Annotated in this window: 1 protein-coding gene; it reads right to left on the bottom strand. The window is 64.4% G+C overall.

Annotated features, from left to right (window positions below):
- Positions 1 to 37 precede the first annotated feature (37 nt).
- The gene (locus tag F6S12_RS32320; RefSeq protein ID WP_011058580.1) at positions 38 to 718 is read right to left on the bottom strand and encodes a heavy metal response regulator transcription factor; all 681 of its coding nucleotides are present in this window, start codon (positions 716 to 718) and stop codon (positions 38 to 40) included.
- Between the last annotated feature and the right edge of the window lie 167 nt (positions 719 to 885).

Below are 885 nucleotides of genomic sequence, written 5' to 3'. Positions count from 1 at the left end.
CGCGGCAAAGGCCAGGGCCAGCCGCCAGGCGATGGAACTAGAGCGCTTCATCCGGGGCTTCCAGCTGGTAGCCGACGCCACGCACGGTGTGGATCAGCTTGGGCATGTAGGGGTCGTCGACCTTGGCCCGCAACCTTCGTACCGCCACTTCCACCATGTTGGTGTCGCTGTCGAAATTCAGGTTCCACACCTGGGAGGCGATGAGGGTCCGCGACAGCACTTCGCCCTGGCGGCTGGCCAACAGGTGCAGTAGGGCGAACTCCTTGTTGGTCAGGGCGATGCGCTGGCCGCCACGGCTGACGCGACGGCGCAGCACGTCGATCTCCAGGTCGGCGATGCTGAAGGACTCGGCCTCGCGCAGCGGTCCGCGGCGCAGCAGGGTGCGCACCCGGGCCAGTAGCTCGGCAAAAGCGAAGGGCTTGAGCAGGTAGTCGTCGGCGCCCAGTTCCAGGCCGCGGACCCGATCCTCGATAGCGTCGCGGGCGGTGAGGAACAGCACCGGGGTGGCACCGCGCTGGCGCACCAGTTGCAGCAACTGCCAGCCGTTGAGGCCGGGGAGCATGACGTCGAGGATGATCAGGTCGTACTCCTGCTGCTCGATGAAATAGCGCCCGTCCAGGCCGTTCAGGGCCACGTCCACGGCAAAGCCGGATTCTCCCAGGCCCTTGGCAAGGAAATGGGCGGTCTTGGCTTCGTCTTCAACTACCAGCAAACGCATGGCGCACCTCGGAAATGATCGGCACAGGCTAGGCGCCCGACGCGCGCTTGCCCATTACAAACTTGTAATCAAGACGACGGAGTTCTGACGGAGTGCGCTGGCTAAGGTGGCCACCGGTCTTTATGGAGCTCGTTCGATGATCTGCAAACCTCTTGTCCTGGGCCTCG

Source organism: Pseudomonas sp. JV245A, assembly GCF_032424515.1.
In the GTDB taxonomy this organism is placed as follows: Bacteria; Pseudomonadota; Gammaproteobacteria; order Pseudomonadales; family Pseudomonadaceae; genus Aquipseudomonas; species Aquipseudomonas protegens.
Note: the sequence above shows the minus strand (reverse complement) of the source record. Positions and strands in the feature narration are given on the sequence as shown.